The sequence below is a fragment of the Diaphorobacter sp. LI3 genome (assembly GCF_022807955.1).
Lineage (GTDB): Bacteria > Pseudomonadota > Gammaproteobacteria > Burkholderiales > Burkholderiaceae_C > Diaphorobacter > Diaphorobacter nitroreducens.
Genome location: NZ_CP094346.1, coordinates 1,503,156 through 1,521,335, shown reverse-complemented (window position 1 = coordinate 1,521,335; position 18,180 = coordinate 1,503,156). Strand labels below are relative to the sequence as shown.

The following is an 18,180-nucleotide window of genomic DNA, read 5'->3' as shown; positions in this document are numbered from 1 at the left end:
GCCATCAGTGGAATGCGCACGCTACGTTATCCATAGCTGCTCGCGCAAGATAGGCGCGGGCCATATCGTAAAAATCCTGCTCATGCAGCAGCACGCTGGCGCCTGCGTAATAGATGTCCAGGAAGCTCTGCAGATCGGTGAAGGCGTAGGCACGGCGCAGTTCTTCCACGCTGGCGTAGGGCAGCGGCACACCGTTGCGTTGTGCCAGCGCGAAGATCATCTCGGGCTCGAGCGAGCCCTCGATGTGGATGTGCAGTTCGGCCTTGGGCATGGCCCTCAGCAGGCCGGGCAGGCGTTCGGCGGGAATGGGCGGGACCTTGAACATCGGCAGGCTCCAAAAAATGAGGCCGCAACCTACGGGACATCGCGGCGGTAGGCCGATGATGCCTTGTCGGCGCCCATGTGCAACACCTCCCGGCCCGCAACGGCGGGCATGGCCATACCGAGGGTGTTATGCCTCTGATGGCCCAAGCACCCGTATTCCGCCCCCCTTGTGCCCAAAACTTAAGCAGTCCCCGCCACATTCCGTGGCTTCACGTCGGTATCGTCTCTGAACGATGTCCACCGTGACCCCTTTGCTTCCAACCCAGCCACCCCGCACGCGCACCGGTGCCAGCGCTCGCACAAGCCCGCACTCAGGCCCGCGCACGCGCACCCCTCCTGCTATCAAGTGGCTCTTGAACGAGAGGGCAGCGCTGGCTGGCGCACAGCAGTCCACTCAGGATGCCATCCCTCGACTGCAGCACCAGGTGGAGCTCGCGCTGGCCGACTTGGCACGCGCGGAGCACGAGCTGGCCGTAGCTGAAAAAGCCCTGGAACTTGGCTCCAAAAAGCTCCAGGCGCTGGACAGCACGTTGGCGCAAATCAACTCAGGTGTCGACCCGTGCGCCGGCGGCGCTGTCAAAGCTTGGCAAGGCCGGTACGGCGAACGGGGCGCCCTGACTCAATTTCTTCTGGAGCTGCTCAGGCGAAGCGCACCGGCGCCTATGGCTCTTGCAGTCATCGTCGACCAGGTCGAACTGCACTTTGGCATCCAGCACGCCGAGCCCAAGTCACGCCAGCGCCTGAGATTCAGCATCCGCACTTGTCTACGCCAATTGCAAGCAAAGACCGGGGCGGTAGAACCGTTCCGCCCCACCCAGAGTCATCCCCCGGGCTACTGGGTCTACAAAGAACTGGCCTCCATGGACAAGCTGCGGGAGCTTGCCAACAAAGTGGGCGCGCGGGAGGCTGCATGGCCCTGACCATGACACGCACGCGCACCCAGACCGCGCTGACTCAACTGGTGGAAACCTTGGCCAATCTCAAGGGCGAGCTGGCCTTTGTGGAGGCTTGGCTAGCCGAGCCGGAAGTCCCGGCAGAGCTGAGCGCGCGCGGGGAGGTGCTGCGCGCACAGATGGAGGCCCTGGCGACCACGTTGCAGGTGTTTGACCCCGGGCTGGATGTCGGGCAAGTGGCGGCGGCTGATGGGTGGGCCAGGGAGTTTGGTTGCAAAAGGATGAGCACTAAGGCCCTGCGCAACCGCTACTTTGCGGGAGCTCCGGCGCGTCGGTCGTAACCTTAGGTGGGGTCGGCTCCGGAGAAGCAGTGTCTTTAGAAAAAGCTGGAATCAAAGCACTTCCCGAGGGGTCTCGCATGAACGTCTGAACTGCTGCGGTGGTGCACAGGCGACTGAACCAATTCCAGCCAAAGGAGTTTTTGTAAGCCTGGGCCGCCATCGGGGAGCACCAACCGACCAATTCGAGCATGTCCCCGTGTAGTATGCGCAGCGCCTGCACTGCGGCGCTCCAGTGCCGGTTACCCTTTTCATCGAGGCCTAACCAGTGCGGCTTCCAAACAGGCTCAAAGTGACAAACGCGGTTGCGCAGGTCTTGTAGCCGCTTTAGCCGGAGTACAACCTGAACCTTGTTTTCTTCCCGGCTCCAGTGGGCGGGCCGCGAGTGGGGGTGGTGCCGGAACACGTCGGAAAAGGTCCTTGGGGCGTATCTCTGTGAAAGTCCCTCCATCACGTTGGGCCAGAACCCAAAAGTGAGCTCAGCAACCACAGCGTCGGGGGTTGGCTGGACGGCTCTCCGTATGGGGGGAGTTCCTTCGCAGAGCAATGCTTCAACTTTTTCGAGAGACTTCCCCTTCAAAGGTAAGCTATTTGGCTGTGCTCTGTCGTACCACGCAAATGTGCTGCTCTTACCTCTAGAGCACTGAAGGGACAGAGACTCGTGAATGGCATTGCGCAGCACGACTTCTGCTGTCCCGATAAAAGGGTGCAGGCTAGCACTGACAGCTTGAGCCCACAGGTAGGCCCCCAAGTGCTCCTTGTCTGAGGCAGGCTGAAAAGCTTGTTTGTAGGGGGTAAGCCTTGGCTTTGATAGCAAAGCTAGCACCTTGTCTGACTCGTCGACAGGGCTCGAGTTGGGGGCCTGTAGGGGGTCAGCGGAAGCGGGAGGGGGTTGACTCATATAAACGTTTTCGCTATTCTACGAGGGTAGGCCTTGGAGAGCCCACTCCCGCACCTGCGTAAGCAGGTACCTAAGCCGGTGACGACTTCAAGAGCATCAGAGCGACACGCCACCTTAGGGTGGCGTTTAGCTTTCTGGGCTCCGAACTGCGTTGTACGCTTAAGATTACCAAGACGTCCCCCGGTTTGACCCGCCAGCGAAGCAGGCCCCGGTCATGAGGACCTCGCTGCAGGAGGCCGCTCTTGGACCGAACGTCAGACACGTAGCAGCTGCTGAAGGGTGTGCGCGTACGTTTGGTCGCAAGGGCCTGACCCTTGAGCGCTTCTGGTGCCGCTACATAAAAGCGCCCACCCGTCCAACGAAGTGAGCGCCAAAGTTGAAAACAACCGCGTGACTTCAGCTGGTTCTTCGTTGAACGAAAAAACCATAGGACCAGAAGGCACGCGGTAACGCTTAAAGCCTTTCGACTACTACGGCAAAAATCAAGCCATGCGTCGCGTTGAACCGCTTTGTGTCCGAGATGCGAATTTCCCGGCTTTGACTTCTGCAGTCACCTGTTGGTACCAATCAGCTACTCCTTTCGCGTCTTCCGGGTCTGGCGCCACCAAGCTAGTGGTTTGCGTAGGAAAGAGCTGCTCGACTGCTTCGGCTACTGTTTGATTTTTCTGGCTCATATTTCTTCTCCATGGTTGGACGCACAACTCGTGCGCACTATGTGTAGGCACAGAGTTGGCGACAGGCTTTCACCTGGGCGGCTTTGGCTTCCACCCCTTCGGCCGCCCCCGCCCCTTTGCCGACAACTCCCCCTCCACGAGCATTTCGTGCTCCCGATGCAGCCCCTGCACGTACCCGCGCCACCACTGCGACAGCCCCACGCCCATCACGGTGCGCAGCAACTGCCGCAACCGGTCCCTTGTTGACAGCTTTCGGGTGTCCTCGCGCCAGGCGTTCTCCGCGGCGTAGTCCGCCAGATACTTGTTGGACGGTGACAGGTAAATCCCCTCGGCCGAGCGGCGCATGCGCCAGTTGAAGCTCTCGGCCAGGTTGTTGCTCACCCCCTTGCCGTCGCTGTAACCCTTGGAGTGGTTGATGGTCTGGTGCTGGTTGAACAACTTGGAAAACGAGTAGTACGCTGGGTCCTCGTCGCTCATGACAGCCGATTCGGCCGATGCGAACTTCTTGGCCATGGCAACCACCGTGGCCGCCGATTCGCTCAAGGCAATGCCAATGCGCGTGGCCACAGCACCTTTCTTCTTGGCTTGGCTGCGTTGGCGAATCACCAGCAACAACCGGCGGTCTGCCGGCTGCTTTGCTTTCTTGTCCCATTTCGGAGGCTTAGGTGGGCCATGAATCTCACCGGTCTCTGGGTCAACAGAGGGCTTGAGCAGGTGAGCGGGTATCTTGGGCTTGCCCGCAGCGCCACCGCCCAGCGGCTTGTTGCGCTTTTCCCGGTAGCGGCGGCCGTTGATGTCCATGCCGTCCATCTCCTGGATGCCGCACAGCGCGCCCACGTTGAAGCCGCGCAAGAGGCCTTCCCGCAACTTGTGGGCAAGTGTGAACGCCGTCTTGTAGGTCACGTTCCAATCCCGGCGCAGCTGCAGCGCCGGTTTGCCTGAAGAACCGTTGGCCCAAGAAAAGGCCATCTTCAGTATCTTGACCAGCGGCAGTTTGCGGTCAGCGAACACGGTGTCTTCGCTGAACACCGCACGATAGAAGCCGCGTTGGCCTTCAATCTGGGCGATTTCGGCATTTGCCAACAAGCGTCCGCGCGAGCCCATATCTTCGGCCTCCACGGCGACACAGATGCGGCTGGCGTAGGCGCAGCGGCGGTCGGGCTTGATGGCAGGCGGGATGGCCTGGTTGGGGTAGACCACCTGGGCGATGGCGCGCGCCACCAGGTCCCACAGGCTGCCCGACCAGCGGGGGTAGTCACGCAGGTGGCCTGCCATCTCGCTGCCTTGGCGGGGCAGCATGGCCACAAGATAGCTGGCCAGGGCTTCGACCTTGTCGTAGGCGATGTCGAGCGACAGCAGTTGGTTGTGCAGGCTGCGGTTCTCCAGCTCGCCGATGTGGACAGTGACGTGCAACATCAGGCCGTCTCCACCACCCAGGTTTGGGCGTAGGCCGCGCCGTCGACCTCCTCAAAGCCTGTCAGGCGCAGCTTGTTGTCTTCGGCCCAGACCAGGCGCACGTCCGACAGCTCCGGCAGGACATCGGTCTGCAGCCCCGAGGTCGCCTGAATCAGGCGAGCGCGAACCACGGCGCGGCTCAGGTCATAGTCGCGCGCCTCGTTGACTTTCAGCACCCCTTCAAAGGGTGGAATGTCCAGCAGTTCGGGGCGCTTGAGCGCGCGTCCCTTGTGTTGCAGCAGTTTGACCTTGACTCGCATGATGATTTCCTGGATGCCGATGGCCGGCTGATTCGTGACTGTTGGCGTGTAGGCTCCTCAGTCGGCGGGTCGCCCTAAAAACGGCAACAGCTCCGCCGGCCCTAAAAAATCGGGCTTGAACGATTTCCAAATGCAGGGGCGGCACGGGCGTCAGGCAACGCCCTGGTCGACGGCCGCTACCGTCGGGTTTTGCGGACCACTCCGATGACTACCCCCATTACCTCCAAGGAGGTCGCCGGGAAGATGAGCGAGACCGTGAAGGCCGCCCTCTGACCCGGGCCGCGTGTGTCCTGGCGTGCCCCCCGTTTGGCATGTCAGTGCACGATTCCAGGCTGGCCCAATGGGATTCCAGCGACGGCGAGGCTGCAGACCGCTTTGTTCGCAGCGAAACCTGGGCGGTGCGCGAACTCGTGAACCGGGCGTCGAAAAAAGCCGTTTTTCTGGTGCCGCCCGGGGTGTTGTTCACCCGTGGCCAGGAACAGCGCCTGCGGGAGTATCTGTTGAACCGCGGTGGTGAGTACAACGAATTGCACAGCGTGGTGGCGTTGCCCAGCGGGGCTGTGTCTGGCACCAACCTGGGCTCTGCCGTGATGGTGCTGACACCTGACCACGGCAATGACGACATCCTCATGGTGGACCTGGGCCTGTCGCGCCGCTCCATGTCCAACTTGGATGAGTTGGTCAGGACGCACCGCCGGGTTGCCGGTGCCTTTCCACGTCTACTCGATGCGCCAGGCCATCGAGGAAGAGTTCATCCTCGACGTGCTCAAGCACTACACCAGCTACGCCATGTTCTACAACTTGGGCGCCGTGGCCAACGAGAAGCTGGTGCCTCAGAAGAAGGCCAAGCAAGCCTTGGCCCAGTTCGCCAAGCTGCACGCCCACAACATCTCCCAGAAGGTGGTGGTCATCGTGGAGCACTTCCGCGAGCACGTGGCGGCCAAGATGGGTGGCAAGGCCAAAGCCATGCTGGTGACCGACAGCCGCAAAGCCGCGGTGCGCTACAAGCTGGCCATCGACAAATACATCAAGGACCAGAAATACACCGACCTCAAAACCCTGGTGGCATTCTCTGGCGCAGTGAACGACCCCGACTCGGGCACAGACGAGTTCACCGAGTCCAACATGAACGATGTGAAGGGGCAGGAGCCCTCCGAGGCGTTCAAGCAGGACGAGTACCGCATCCTGCTGGTGGCCAACAAGTACCAAGTCGGCTTCGACCAGCCCTTGCTGCACACCATGTACGTTGACAAGCGGTTGTCCGGCGTCTTGGCGGTGCAGACCCTCTCACGCTTGAACCGGCGCTACCCGGGCAAGGAAGACACCTTCGTCCTGGACTTTGTGAACAAGCCGGCCGACATCCTGGCCAGCTTCCAGCCTTACTACCGGACCGCCCAGATTGAGGAGGTCACGGACCCGAACCTGGTGCATGAGCTGATGGCCAAGCTCAACAAGGCCAAGGTCTATTTCTGGAGCGAAGTGGAGACCTTTGCCGAGGCGTTCTTCAATCCCAAGGTGAAAACCCAGGCTGCCCTGCACGGCGTCCTCAAGCCGGCCTTCGACCGTTACGAAGAGCTGGAAGACGAGGAACAGCAGCTCTTCAAAAAGGACCTGGGGTCGTTCCTGCGCCTGTACGAGTTCCTGTCGCAAATCATCCCGTACAACGACCCCGAGCTGGAAAAGCTGTTCGTTTTCGGCAAGAACCTGATGCCCCGTCTGTCGGAGCATGGCCGCAAGGACCAACTGTCCTTGGACGAGGACGTGAAGCTGACCCACTACCGGCTGCAGAAGATGGGCGAGCAGGCCCTGGACCTGGAGAAGGCGGAGGTGGTCAAGCTGCCTGGCATCAAGGAGGCCGGCACCGGTGCGGCGAATGAGGATGAGCGCAAGGAACTGAAGGAGATTGTCGCCAAGATGAACGACCTGTTCGCTGGCGACATCACCGAGGCCGACTTCATCGGGTCACTGACCACTTGGCAAGGTCGGCTGATGACCAGCGACACCCTAGCGGCGCAGGCCAAGAACAACTCAGAGGAGCAATTCGCACTGGGCAGCTTCAAGGACGAGTTCATGGATGTGGTGATTGAAGCGCAAGACGCCCAGAACAGCATCGCCGAGCAGATGCTCAAGGACGACCGCATCATGGGGGTTATGCAGAAGATGCTGGCCAAAATGGTGTGGAAGCAGTTCCAGCAGACGGCGAGCGTTGACTAACGGGTGTTTGGCCTGGCACTATACCGGCCTACCCTTAGATAAGAAAAGGCTCTGTCACCTATTCGTGTTGATGAAGTTTTGGCGATGCGCCGCGAGCCAAGCACTGGCGCGGGTTTCAGGCGAGGACGCCGAAGCCCTTCTGGCAGAGGGCGCCAACACGTTCAGGTGACAGAGCCTAAGAAAAACTACCCCTTGAACTGACTTCAAGGGGTAGTTTCAATCAAGGTGTCGTGCTTTACAGCTCCAAGAACTCAACGTTTTTAAGCTGAATGCGGCGGGAGCGATAAATTTCGCGACCATCTTCGAGCTGCAGAACACTTCCGGAAAGAGCCTTTGGTAGCTTTTCCCATGTCAAGATTTCCTTGCAATACGGGCGTGCGTTCTCCCCCAAGTACTCGAGCACGAAGGCCCCGGCGTCAAGGTAGCCAGGCCTTAGCTCTTCGTTGAAGGATGGCACCACCCTTTTTGCCGCCGAAAAACACTTCTGCAACTGCTCTACCGTGAGCATACCGTCTTCCGATAATTTGGTGCAGGGCACTACTGCGCACACAACAAGGGCAACGCCCTCGCCACTGTCGATGGACATGTGAATGGCTGGCATGGTATCTCCATAAGTTCCTATGAAGCGTGTAGGCACTGCCAGCCTGGCTTTCTAACGCGGAGCGGTCCAAAGGCCAGGCCCCTCTAATTTCTTCATGGGTGCGACAAAAAAACACCGTAAGTTATTGTTTTTAAATGGAATTGGCCAACAGAGGCATAACACCCCATACCGACAAAAAAGCCACCCCGAAGGGTCTAGCCGTTCCGTTAAGGTGTTGCTAAGCCCTTGATTCAAGCCCCTCTGCTTCGGCACGAGGGGCTTCGTTTCTTTGGTCGCTATAAGGGACATGCTGAATTTCAAGCCCCTTTCCCTAGGCGTCGCGCTCGTGTGTGCCGCCAGCTTCCTCACTGCCTGCAACGACGAGCCCGCTCCGGACTTCAGGGGCAGCACTCCCGTGGCATACGGCAATCGGACTGTCTCTCTGAGCGTTGAGGCTTGGCGAGACAATGGCAGCCAGCCTTGTCGTGTCCTTATCAGAGGCGCTGAAGTAACAAATTGGGTCAAACCAACCGGTATTCTGCCGCGGATGACCCTAGCCCCGGCAGTAGTGCTGGCCTGCACAGGGCGGAGCCCGTACCTTTCCTCGGTGAGCGGCGAGGGTGAAGGGGGTGTAGCCGAATGGGAAGAGTCCTCGGGGCCTGAATCGGGAGCCCCCCTCTCTGTCTACCAAGTGCGAGTGAGCTCCCTGACTGCGGACCAAGCTCACCTCGAACTACGGGTCCTACGCGGCAAGTGACTCGCTTGCGTGAGCCACGGGGCCGGAGGGCTTGAGCGACCGAGCGGCAGGCGCGCGGCGTCTTTCGGGCGGTTCGGGAGTGAAATAGATGATGTCTTCGGGCGCTATGGGTCCGCGCGCCAGCCCCAGCCGCATTGCCGGCGTTTTCCCGTCCCGGCCAACCTCGCAGTAGTTGAAGTACGTCCGGAAGATGCCGAGCACCTTCACCAGGACTTCGGGGTTGTAGGCGCTCTTCCCGAACCAGAGACGTCGGTCGGTGTTGGCGCTGGCCACCGCGCGTTCTGCCAGCGTGAGGCCTCGCCGGACCTGCATAAAGAAGCGGTCGACAGCGGTAAGGGTGGCTTTCAGGTGCAGTAGCGCCTGGTGGCTAAGCTGGAGCCGACGCTTGTCCGGTTCGGTTTCGACCGGGTCGATATCGGTCAGCCAGCAAACGGATTTCTCAGGCTCACGCATCTCCGATATGGGATGGCGGAACCAGCGGTCCCCCCACTTGCCGATGGCAACCATGCGCGCCAGTTCTTCCTCGGCAGCCAGAAGTTCTGCAGCCTCAGGGGTTACCCCGTATTTCTCCGCTAAGCGCGCCAGACGCCGCTTGGTTGCACCAACCAGCGCGCGCTTCATGTCCACTGACATATCTTTGAGCACCTTGACATAGAAAGCGTCAGCCGTCCGGTCCAGAACCCTTTTCGGCACGGCCGTCAGAATGGCCGCACGTATGCCCGACTCCTGGTCTGTGAAGAAGCGAATCTTCTTGGCACGGCAGAGCAGTCGAGTGACAAGCTGGATGTGGGCGTACATCACCACTTGCTCATGCAGCAGCATGCCCTTTACGGGGGCACGGGATGAGTTCGCGGGGCCTTCACCATCTTCTATATCGGGGCGACCTAAGGCTGCGTCGTACGTCTCTTCGATGACCGATTCCATAGGCTTTCGGGAGGTACCTCCGCGAGGCGCCGCCCTCTCAGCCGCAGCATTCCAATCAGCCGGTAGCCAGACTCTCGCGTAGCGGCGAAACGCTCTGGCAAGTGCATGGTCGCCAAAGCGAACCATGTCCTTCTCTACGTCAGCAGAGTCCAGCGCAGGGTCAAAGTTGACGTTGACCCCGAACACATAGCCCGTAGCCTGGTCGGCCGTTGCAATGGACAGCAAAAGTGTGTTCTTTCGCACCTTCTTAGAGTGCCAGTTCACCACCAGCTTTTGCCGGTCAACCGACAGATATCTTGAGCCTAGGTCGTCGCGTCCCATGAGGGTTCGCTCACGCTCGCCGGCGAACATCTGGGCCTGCTCATAGAGGAAGTCGATGCGGTCGTATAGCTGGCTGGGGGAGATATCGAGGACCTTGATGATGCGCCGCAGCGGCATGGCGTTCATCAGATGCACCAAGATATCGCGATTGGAGTGACTGCGACGTTGGCGCTTGGTTGACCGGCCGCCGAAGGAGAACGCCTTCTTGCAGCCGACACACTTGAACCGGGGAGTTCCGTGGGCGTTGGTGCCGAAGCGAGTCACATTCTCAAGGGATGGCGCCCCCTCCGATAGAGAGCAGGCCTCGTTCGGACACTGCGGGAGTACTGGTTCAAGGTACTCCGACATGCGCATAAGCTCCTCGGCAATCGCCAAGTTGCTCTGCATAGGGGTGATTTCCTCGCACAGGCGGCACTTCAGTGCCGGCTGGTCCTTACCGGTAGCGACCACGGTGTAGTCGCCTGGGCCAACGGAAGAAGCTGGAGTACCGGCCCCGCCTCGGGCAACCGCAAGCTTGGGCGGTACGCCGAAGTTACCGCACTTGGGGTTCTTGCAGTGATTGACTTGAATACCCGCCGCGGCCGGCGGAAATCTAGGCGGCCACTTAGTCGGCTTTACTGAAGTTGGATGAGATTTTTCCTTGGACAAAGAAACGCCCTAGTCGTTGACTAGGGCGGAATTTTGAGCCATTACAGCTTTCTTAGCAACACTTTAACAGAACGGCTAGCCCGAAGGGTGGCTCGTTGTACCGGGCGGACGATCTCCGCAAAGAAAGCCGCCTGGTGCGGCAATGGCCGCTTATTTCTTGTCGCCGCCGGGCACCTGGCCCTCCACGCCCTTGACGTAGAAGCTGATGCTGGTGAGGAACTTGTCATCAGCCACTGCGCCCTCGTCGAGGACGGTCTTGCCCGCGTTGTCCACGATGGGGCCCTTCCAGATCACGAAGCTGCCATCCTTCAGTCCGTTCTTGGCCGCATCGACCTTGGCCTTGGCCTCGGCGGGCACGTCCTCGGCGATGGAGACGAGGTCGATCGCGCCTTCCTTCACACCCCACCAGTGCTGGCCGGAGGTCCAGGTGCCTTCCAGCACGTCCTTGGTGGCCTTGGTGTAGTACGGAGCCCAGTTGATGATGGCCGACGCCAGGTGGGCCTTGGGGCCGTACGCCGTCATGTCGCTGTCCCAGCCGAAGGCGCGCTTGCCCTTTTCCTGGGCGGTCTTGAGCACGGCGGGCGAGTCGGTGTTCTGGAACAGCACGTCGGCGCCGCCATTGATCAGCGAAGTAGCGGCTTCGGTCTCCTTCGGCGGGCTGAACCACTCGTTGACCCAAACCACCTTGGTCTTGATCTGCGGGTTCACGCTCTGCGCGCCCAGCGTGAAGCTGTTGATGTTGCGGATCACCTCGGGAATCGGCACCGAGCCCACCACGCCCAGCGTATTGGTCTTGGTCATGGCGCCCGCGATGATGCCCGCGAGGTACGCGCCCTCGTAGGTGCGGCTGTCGTAGATGCGCGTGTTGTCGCTGGTCTTGTAGCCGGTGGCGTGCTCGAACTTCACGTCCTTGAACTCGGCGCCCAGCTTCTGGATCACGTCCATGTAGCCGAACGTGGTGCCGAAGATCAGCTTGTTGCCCTGCGTGACCATGTCGCGCAGCACGCGCTCGGCGTCTGGGCCTTCGGGCACGCTTTCGACGTACGACGTCTGGATCTTGTCGCCGAACTCGGCCTCCAGCTTCTTGCGCGCCTGGTCATGCGCGTAGGACCATCCGCCATCGCCCACAGGCCCCACGTAGGCGAAGGCGATCTTCAGCGGGCCAGCCGCAGCCGCTGGTGCCGCAGCCGGCGCGGGGGCCGCCGGAGCCGGCTCCTCCTTCTTGCCGCAGGCCACCAAAGCGGTGGCGGCGACGGCCGTCAGTGCAGCCATCTGGAACAGGGAACGTTTGCGCAGATCAGTCATGGTTTTTCTTTCGTCGGAATGTGAAAGCGGACCCAGGTTTCAAAGCAAAAGGCGCGCCCATCTTGAGGGGCGCGCCCGTGTTTGTCACTTGCCGTCGGTGCCGGGCACCTTGCCCTCCACGCCGGCCACGTAGAAATTGATGCCGGAGAGGAACTTCAGGTCGCCCACCGTGCCGGCGGCCAGCACTTCCTTGCCAGCGTTGTCCTTGATGGGACCGGTCCAGACGGCAAAGCTGCCGTCCTGCATGCCTGCCTTGGCCTTGGCCACGCGGTCCTTGATCTCCTGCGGCACGTCGTCAGCAATCTTCAAGAGGTCGATCGCCCCCTCCTTCACACCCCACCAGTGCGCGCCGCCCTGCCACTTGCCGGTCAGCGTGTCCTCGACCACCTTGGTGTAGTAGGGCGTCCAGTCGATCACAGCCGAGCCCAGGTGCGCCTTGGGCGCATAGGCGCTCATGTCGCCGTCCTTGCCGAAGGCGCGCGCGCCGCGCTCCTCCGCCGCCTTGAGCACGGCCGGCGAGTTGGTGTTCTGGTACATCACATCCACGCCGCCGTTGAGCAGCGATGCGGCGGCCTCGGCCTCCTTGGGCGGGCTGAACCATTCATTGACCCACACCACCTTGGCCTTGATCGACGGGTCCACGCTTTGCGCGCCCAGCACGAAGCTGTTGATGTTGCGCACCACTTCGGGGATCGGCACCGAGGCCACCACCCCCACGGTCTTGGTCTTGCTCATGCCGCCCGCCACGATGCCGGCCAGGTATGCACCTTCAAAGGTCTTGGTGTCGTAGGTGGCGACGTTGTCGGCCTGCTTGTAGCCAGTGGCGTGCTCGAACTTCACGTCCTTCAGGTCGGCCGCAACTTTCTGCACGAACTCCTGGTAGCCGAAGCTCGTGGCAAAGATCAGCTTGTTGCCCTGGCCTGCCATGTCGCGCATCACGCGCTCGGCGTCGGCGCTCTCGGACACGCTCTCGACGAACGAGGTCTCGATGCGGTCGCCGAACTTCTCCTGGATCGCCTTGCGGCCCAGCTCATGCTGGTAGGTCCAGCCGCCATCGCCGATGGGGCTCACGTACATGAAACCGATCTTCAGCTTGTCGGCCGCGGGTGCGGCGGCCGGTGCCGGTGCGGCGGCAGGTGCCTCTTCCTTCTTGCCGCAGGCCGCCAGCGTGGCGAGGGCCACAGCCGACAGGGCCACAGCCTTTAAAAGGGATCGTTTGTTCAGTACGTTCATTGCGATGGGTTTTATGGATGGGAAACGGGGTCAGCTGCCCGGATGGAACGGCTTTCCGAGCGCGGCCGGCATGTTCGCACGAATCCAGGCCGGGTTGCGCGAAATGAGGACCAGTACCACGATGGTCGCCACGTAGGGCAGCATGGACAGCAACTGGCTGGCCACCTGCACGCCCGTGGCCTGCAGGTGGAACTGCAGCATGGTCACGCCGCCGAACAGGTAGGCGCCCAGCAGCACGCGCGCGGGCCGCCAGGTGGCGAAAGTGGTCAGTGCCAGCGCGATCCAGCCGCGCCCGGCCACCATGCCCTCCACCCACAGCGGCGTGTACACGGTGGAGATGTAGGCGCCCGCCAGCCCGCACAGCGCACCGCCCGCCGCCACGGCTCCCAGGCGAATGCCGCGCACGGGGTAGCCCAGCGCGTGGGCGGATTCGGGCGACTCGCCGACCGAGCGCAGCACCAGGCCGGCGCGCGTGCGGTAGAGGAACCACACCAGGAGCGCGACCAGCACCACGGTCAGATAGACCAGCGGGTGCAGCCTGAACAGCGCCTGGCCCACCACCGGCAGATCGCCCAACACCGGCCAGGCGAACTTGGGCGTGTCCGGCAGCTTGGCCTGCACATAGCCGATGCCCACGAAGGCCGAGAAGCCCACGCCGAACAGGCTCAGGGCCAGGCCGGTGGCGTACTGGTTGGTGTTGAACCAGATCACCAGCACGCCGAACAGCGCCGCCAGCACCGCGCCGGCCGCCATGCCCGCGAGCAGCCCCAGCGTGAAGCTGCCCGTGTGCACCACGGTGGCAAACGCGGCGATGGCCGCGCACAGCATCATGCCCTCGGCCCCCAGGTTGACGATGCCGGCCTTCTCGTTGATCAGCAGGCCCAGCGCGGCGATGGCCAGCACTGTGCCGGCGCTCAGCGTGCTGCCCAGCAGCAATGCGTACGATTCCATCACGCGCGCCCTCCCCTGGCACCCACCCACCGCACGCGGTAGGCAATCAAGGTGTCACACGCCAGCAGCGTGAACAGCAGCAGGCCCTGGAACACGCCCGTGAGCGACTTCGGCAACCCCATGCGCGACTGCGCCAGTTCGCCGCCGATGTAGAACATGCTCATCAGCAGCGCCGACAGCACCATGCCCACCGGATGCAGCCGCCCTACGAAGGCCACGATGATGGCCGCAAAGCCATAGCCCGCCGGTACATACGGCGTGAGCTGACCAATGGGTCCGGCCACTTCCAGCGCCCCCGCCAGGCCCGCCAGGCCGCCGGAGATCAGCAGCGCCGTCCACAGCGCGCGCCGCGACGAAAAGCCCGCGTAGCGCGCCGCCGCCGGCGCCAGCCCGCCCACCTGCAGCGCGAAGCCCGCGCGCATGCGGAACAGAAACACCCACAGCAGCGCCGCACCCAGCAGCGCCAGCGGCAGCCCGATGGTCACGCGCGAGCCCGTGAACAGCTTGGGCATCTGCGTGACGGGCTCGAACATCTTGGTCTGCGGGAAGTTGAAGCCCATCGGGTCCTTCCACGGCCCATACACGAGGTAGCCCAGCAACAGCGTGGCCACGTACACCAGCATCAGGCTGACCAGGATTTCGTTGGCATTGAAGCGGTCGCGCAGCAGCGCAGTGATGCCCGCCCACGCCATGCCTCCCAGCACTCCGGCTACCAGGATGGCAGGCACGATCCACGGACCGGTGGCCTTGTCGGCCAGCAGTGCCACGCCGCCCGCAGCCACGGCGCCGATCACGAACTGCCCCTCCGCGCCAATGTTCCAGACATTGGAGCGAAAACACACCGCCAGTCCCAGCGCGATGAGCAGCAACGGGGTGGCTTTCACAGCCAATTCGCCCAACGCATAGGGCGACTTGATAGGTTCCCAGAAGAACACCTGCAGCCCGCGCACCGGGTCCTTGCCCAGGGCCGCAAACAGCAGCACGCCGATCAGCACCGTGATCGCCAGCGCAAGCAGCGGCGAGCCAAAAACGAACAGGCGCGACGCCTCGGGGCGCGCCTCAAGCTTGAGCATGGCCGGCCTCCTCGGGTGCGCTGGTCGCGCGCAGGTGCGCCTGCACCTCGGCGTGCCACAGGCCGCTCATCCATTCGCCGATGCGCTCCACCGTCGCCTCGGCGCGTGGCACGGACGGCGACAGATGCCCCTTGGCCAGCACGTGCAGCCGGTCACAGATTTCGAACAATTCGTCCAACTCCTCGCTGAGCACCAGCACGGCACAGCCCTGGTCGCGCAGCTTCAATATCTCGCCGCGGATCTGCGCGGCAGCGCCCACGTCCACGCCCCAGGTGGGCTGCGAGACGATGAGCAGGCGCGGGCCGGCATCGATCTCGCGCCCCACGATGAATTTCTGCAGGTTGCCGCCCGACAGCGACTTGGCCGCCGCATTCGGCCCGCCCGCCTTGACCTGAAAGCGCGCGATGATGGCGCGCGCCTGCGCCTGCAGTTGCCCCATGCGCAGCCAGCCGAAAGCGCCCACCGCATCGGTGCGGGTCAGCAGCAGGTTGTGCGCCAGCCCCATGCTGGGCACGGCGCCGCGGCCCAGGCGCTCTTCGGGCACGAAGTGCAGGCCCAGCGCGCGGCGCTGGCGCGGGTTCATGCGGCCGACGGGCACCAGCCCCTGCGGCCCCGCCACCTGCACCATGGCGGGCGCGGCGTGCTGGTCCTCGCCCGACAGGGCGTAGAGCAACTCTTTCTGCCCATTGCCCGAGATGCCGGCAATGCCCACCACCTCGCCCGCACGCACCTCCAGGTCGATGTCGATGAGCGGCACGCCGAAGGGGTCGGCCGCCGGCAGGCTCAAGGAACTGGCGCGCAGCACCACCCCGCCGGTGGTCACCTCACGGTGCGCCAGGGCCGGCGGCTCGGCGCCGATCATCATGCGCGACAGCGACGCGTTGGACTCCTGCGAAGGGTCGCACACGCCCGTGACCACCCCTCCGCGCATCACCGTGCAGGCCGTGCACAGCGCGCGGATTTCGTGCAGCTTGTGGCTGATGTACAGGATGCTGCAGCCCTCGCTGGCCAGTTGCTTGAGCACCACGAAGAGCTTGTCCACCGCCTGCGGCGTGAGCACCGAGGTGGGCTCGTCCAGTATCAGCAGCTTCGGGGACGTAAGCAGCGCGCGGATGATCTCCACGCGCTGCATCTCGCCCACGGAGAGCGTGTGCACGGGCCGCAGCGGGTCGATACCCAGGCCGTACTCGGAGGCCGTGGCGCGGATGCGGCGCTCCACCTCGGCCAGCGGCACGCTCTTGTCCTGGCCCAGCCAGACGTTCTCGGCCACGGTCAGGGTGTCGAACAGGCTGAAATGCTGGAACACCATGGCAATGCCCAGCTGGCGCGCCTCCTGCGGATTGCGCACCTGCACCGGGCGGCCGTCGAACAGCATCTGGCCCTCGTCAGGCTTCACGGCGCCGTAGATGATCTTCATCAGCGTGGACTTGCCGGCGCCGTTCTCGCCCAGCACCGCATGCACCTCGCCGGGCTGCACCGTGAGCGATACGCCATCGTTGGCCACCACGGCCGGGTATCGCTTGGTGATGCCCGTCAGCTGCAGCCGCGGCGCGCCGGTGGCGGGGGCAGAAGGGGGTGAGGGATTCATCCTGCGATTGTCTCCTAGTTTTTTGGACGGCTGCCTGGAATCAAAACAGCATGCGGCGCCGACCCACCGGGCGCCAGCAGCTACTTTTCTTATAGCAAACCGTCGGCCACCAACCACGCCGGCGGGGTTATGTGTACCGCCCTATGGTCAAGCCGGCGCCTGCGGCATACCCTTGGGTACATGACAACGCCCCGCCCCTTACGCTTCATCCGCCGCGGCCGGACCGTGCAGTTGCACGGCATCGCGCCCGACCGCACCCTGCTGGAGATTCTGCGCGAGGACCTGGGCGCCACCGGCACCAAGGAGGGCTGCGGCGAAGGCGACTGCGGCGCCTGCACCGTGGTGCTGGGCGAGGCGCGCCAGGGCCGCATGCACTACCAGGCCGTCAACAGCTGCATCCGCCTGGCCCATTCCATCGACGGCATGGCGCTGTGGACCGTGGAGGACCTGGCGCACGACCCGCTGATCCGGCCCGCGTCCGACCCAAAGTGCAGCGCACTGCACCCCGTGCAGGAGGCGCTGGTCCAATGCCACGGCTCGCAGTGCGGGTTTTGCACGCCGGGTTTTGCCATGAGCCTGTTCGGCCTGTACCAGAACGAGGTCTGCCAGAACCGAGGCATCACGCGCACGCAGGCGGCCGAGGCGCTGTCGGGCAACCTGTGCCGCTGCACGGGCTACCGCCCCATCTTGGATGCCGCACAGCAGATGCAGCAACTGCCGCGCGTGCAGGTGGACGAAACCGCGTTGCTACAACAATTGGAGCTGCTCGCGCTTACCCCGCAAGCGCTAGAGGCCGATTTCTCTTATATCTCGCCGGCCACGCTCCCTGATCTGCTGGCCGCGCGCGCCGCCCACCCCGACGCGCAACTGGTGGCCGGCGCCACCGACCTGGGCCTGTGGATCACCAAGCAGCACCGCCGCTTCCCGCGCCTGTTGGACGTGACGCGCGCCGCGGAACTGACCGGCGTGGCCGAGCACGACGGCCAGCTCACGCTGGGCGCGGCCGTATCGCTCACCGATGCCTTCTCTGCGCTGCAAGCCCACTGGCCGCAACTGCACCGCTTTGCCGCGCGCTTTGCGGGCCTGCCGGTGCGCAACAGCGGCACGCTGGGGGGCAACGTGGCCAACGGCTCGCCCATTGGCGACTCGATGCCGCTGCTGATCGCGCTGGGGGCGCAGGTGGAGCTGGCCAGCACGCGCGGCAGCCGGCGCATGCCGTTGGAGGATTTCTACACCGGCTACCGGCAGAACCAGTTGGCGGCAGACGAGCTGCTCACCTTCATCCACCTACCTCTGCCCACGCCAGACCAGGGGCTGGCGGACCAGCGGCTGGCGGCCTACAAAGTCTCCAAGCGCTTCGACGACGACATCTCTGCCGTGTGCCTGGCCATCCAGCTGCGCATCGAAGGGCAGACCATCACCCGGGCGCGCATCGGCGCGGGCGGCGTGGCCGCCACCCCGGCACGCGCCCGCCAGACCGAGGCTGCGCTGACCGGCCAGCCCTGGACCGCCGCAACGGCCGAGCGCGCCGCCGCCGTGCTGCAGGCCGAATTCAACCCCATCAGTGACATGCGCGCGAGCGGCGCCTATCGCCGTGAAGTGCTAGGCGCGCTGGTGCGCCGCTTTTGGCGCGAGACCCGCGGCGGTGCGGAGACCCCAGCGCTGGAGCGCCTGCAACCCCTGACGCTGGAGGCCACGCCATGAAGCGCGATGACGACCACGCTCCCACTGCGCGCACGAC

Annotated in this window: 14 protein-coding genes and 2 pseudogenes; 5 read left to right on the top strand and 11 right to left on the bottom strand. The window is 63.4% G+C overall.

Going from position 1 to position 18,180, the window contains the following annotated elements; translation table 11 throughout:
* Positions 1–13 precede the first annotated feature (13 nt).
* Positions 14–325: pseudogene (locus tag MRB47_RS07000) on the bottom strand (adenosine deaminase); the annotation flags it as partial.
* A 352-nt stretch (positions 326–677) separates the two neighbouring features.
* Here MRB47_RS07000 and MRB47_RS06995 point away from each other — a divergent pair.
* Both MRB47_RS06995 and MRB47_RS06990 read left to right on the top strand, forming a co-directional pair.
* On the top strand, positions 678–1,244 hold the full coding sequence (locus tag MRB47_RS06995) for a hypothetical protein (protein ID WP_252102310.1): 567 nt from the start codon (positions 678–680) through the stop codon (positions 1,242–1,244).
* A complete protein-coding gene (locus MRB47_RS06990; protein WP_252102309.1) occupies positions 1,235–1,558 on the top strand; it encodes a hypothetical protein in 324 nt (107 codons plus the stop codon). Before MRB47_RS06995 ends, MRB47_RS06990 begins: the two co-directional genes overlap by 10 nt.
* A 1,380-nt stretch (positions 1,559–2,938) precedes the next feature.
* Here the strand turns inward: MRB47_RS06990 and MRB47_RS06985 are convergent.
* The 3 genes from MRB47_RS06985 to MRB47_RS06975 all read right to left on the bottom strand — a co-directional run bounded on the left by MRB47_RS06985 (position 2,939) and on the right by MRB47_RS06975 (position 4,845).
* A complete protein-coding gene (locus tag MRB47_RS06985; RefSeq protein WP_252102308.1) occupies positions 2,939–3,130 on the bottom strand; it encodes a hypothetical protein in 192 nt (63 codons plus the stop codon).
* A gap of 69 nt (positions 3,131–3,199) precedes the next feature.
* Positions 3,200–4,546 (bottom strand): IS1595 family transposase, encoded by a 1,347-nt coding sequence (locus tag MRB47_RS06980; protein WP_252102307.1) that lies wholly within the window; start codon positions 4,544–4,546, stop codon positions 3,200–3,202.
* On the bottom strand, positions 4,546–4,845 hold the full coding sequence (locus tag MRB47_RS06975) for a hypothetical protein (protein ID WP_252102306.1): 300 nt from the start codon (positions 4,843–4,845) through the stop codon (positions 4,546–4,548). Before MRB47_RS06975 ends, MRB47_RS06980 begins: the two co-directional genes overlap by 1 nt.
* Positions 4,846–5,156: 311 nt before the next feature.
* Between MRB47_RS06975 and MRB47_RS19960 the strand changes: the two are divergent.
* Positions 5,157–5,465, top strand: a pseudogene (locus MRB47_RS19960) (N-6 DNA methylase); the annotation flags it as partial.
* A gap of 52 nt (positions 5,466–5,517) precedes the next feature.
* Positions 5,518–7,059 (top strand): UvrB domain 3-containing protein, encoded by a 1,542-nt coding sequence (locus MRB47_RS06970; RefSeq protein ID WP_252102305.1) that lies wholly within the window; start codon positions 5,518–5,520, stop codon positions 7,057–7,059.
* A 235-nt stretch (positions 7,060–7,294) separates the two neighbouring features.
* Here the strand turns inward: MRB47_RS06970 and MRB47_RS06965 are convergent, their stop codons facing one another.
* From MRB47_RS06965 to MRB47_RS06935, 7 genes are all read right to left on the bottom strand, one after another.
* Positions 7,295–7,660 carry a hypothetical protein gene (locus tag MRB47_RS06965; RefSeq protein WP_252102304.1) on the bottom strand — a complete coding sequence of 122 codons (366 nt, stop codon included), beginning with the start codon at positions 7,658–7,660 and terminating at the stop codon, positions 7,295–7,297.
* Between the two features lie 721 nt (positions 7,661–8,381).
* Positions 8,382–10,289, bottom strand: coding sequence for a hypothetical protein (locus tag MRB47_RS06960; RefSeq protein WP_252100595.1), 1,908 nt, complete (start codon positions 10,287–10,289; stop codon positions 8,382–8,384).
* Between the two features lie 150 nt (positions 10,290–10,439).
* On the bottom strand, positions 10,440–11,594 hold the full coding sequence (locus MRB47_RS06955; RefSeq protein ID WP_252102303.1) for a BMP family ABC transporter substrate-binding protein: 1,155 nt from the start codon (positions 11,592–11,594) through the stop codon (positions 10,440–10,442).
* Between the two features lie 84 nt (positions 11,595–11,678).
* The gene (locus tag MRB47_RS06950) at positions 11,679–12,827 is read right to left on the bottom strand and encodes a BMP family ABC transporter substrate-binding protein (protein ID WP_252102302.1); all 1,149 of its coding nucleotides are present in this window, start codon (positions 12,825–12,827) and stop codon (positions 11,679–11,681) included.
* 30 nt (positions 12,828–12,857) lie between these two features.
* Positions 12,858–13,778: an ABC transporter permease gene (locus MRB47_RS06945; RefSeq protein WP_172207694.1), complete on the bottom strand. Its 921-nt coding sequence runs from the start codon at positions 13,776–13,778 to the stop codon at positions 12,858–12,860.
* Positions 13,778–14,851 carry an ABC transporter permease gene (locus tag MRB47_RS06940; RefSeq protein ID WP_252102301.1) on the bottom strand — a complete coding sequence of 358 codons (1,074 nt, stop codon included), beginning with the start codon at positions 14,849–14,851 and terminating at the stop codon, positions 13,778–13,780. The genes MRB47_RS06945 and MRB47_RS06940 overlap by 1 nt, the downstream gene beginning before the upstream one ends.
* A complete protein-coding gene (locus MRB47_RS06935) occupies positions 14,838–16,439 on the bottom strand; it encodes an ABC transporter ATP-binding protein (protein ID WP_252102300.1) in 1,602 nt (533 codons plus the stop codon). The genes MRB47_RS06940 and MRB47_RS06935 overlap by 14 nt, the downstream gene beginning before the upstream one ends.
* Positions 16,440–16,619: 180 nt before the next feature.
* On the opposite strand from MRB47_RS06935, the gene xdhA reads away from it, so the two are divergent.
* Complete coding sequence (xdhA, locus tag MRB47_RS06930; RefSeq protein WP_252102299.1) at positions 16,620–18,143, top strand: xanthine dehydrogenase small subunit; 1,524 nt, start codon at positions 16,620–16,622, stop codon at positions 18,141–18,143.
* Positions 18,144–18,180: the final 37 nt, after the last annotated feature.